The organism is Pontibacter sp. HJ8 (genome assembly GCF_054824225.1).
The window spans coordinates 1-925 of sequence record NZ_JSYF01000529.1 but is presented as its reverse complement, the minus strand read 5'-3'; the positions used below and the strand labels follow the sequence as shown (position 1 = coordinate 925).

The 925-nt window shown below is 34.4% G+C and carries 1 protein-coding gene; it reads left to right on the top strand.

Features of this window, described 5'->3' with window-relative positions:
* The first annotated feature begins 53 nt into the window (after positions 1-53).
* Positions 54-743 (top strand): acylneuraminate cytidylyltransferase family protein, encoded by a 690-nt coding sequence (locus OB13_RS18920; RefSeq protein ID WP_461491747.1) that lies wholly within the window; start codon positions 54-56, stop codon positions 741-743.
* The last annotated feature ends 182 nt before the right edge of the window (positions 744-925 follow it).

Below are 925 nucleotides of genomic sequence, written 5' to 3'. Positions count from 1 at the left end.
AGCATGAAGATTTTAAGAAGGCCCAGGAAGATATACACCATATTAAGTTCTAAATGAATATTTTATTCTTGATTCCAGCAAGAGGTGGTTCAAAAGGGTTGCCAGGTAAGAATATCAAATTACTTAACGGAAAACCTTTGATCTGTTATACTATAGATGCTGCAAGAGAGATCAGTAACGGAGCTGACATATGTGTATCAACAGATGATAAAGAAATCATTACTGTTGTAGAAGATTATGGAGTTAAAGTCCCTTTTATTCGGCCTGCTGAATTGGCCACTGACCATGCAACTGCGGAGCAAGTCTTGGACCATGCTATTCAATATTATGAAAGCCAGTACAAATCCTATGATGTTGTAGTATTGCTTCAGGTAACTTCACCTTTAAGAACAGGCAAGCATCTTAAAGAAGCTCTGGACCTATTAAAGCCTCATACAGAAATGATTGTGTCAGTAAAAGAAACTGATGCGAATCCATATTATGTATTATATGAAGAAGACAGCACAGGTAAATTAAAGAAATCAAAGGAAGGCAATTTTGGAAGAAGGCAGGATTGTCCTAAAGTGTATCAATTGAATGGTGCAATTTATATAATTAGTGTTAAGGCCTTAAAGCTGAAAGGACTTGCGAACCTGCAAAAAGATAAGTATATAATGGATAAAGAGTCATCGATAGACATAGATGATAAAATAGACTTTATGATTGCAGAACTACTAATATCTGAAAATACAGAAAGTGAATAAACTGAAATTGTATATTAAAAAAAACTTCCAATACTTTTCCTACTTCTATTCTCATTTAAAGCATAGAGTCATAATATCTCTATTTTTAAGTTTAGCTGTCGGAGTGTTAGATGGATTAGGGTTGGCAATGTTTTTACCATTGCTTCAAATGGTAGAAAGCAGTAATTCCAGCATAGACTCAG

Bases quoted from the DNA above. Each gene is read 5' to 3' on its own strand.
- OB13_RS18920 (WP_461491747.1), top strand. From the start codon at position 54: ATGAATATTTTATTCTTGATTCCAGCAAGAGGTGGTTCAAAAGGGTTG.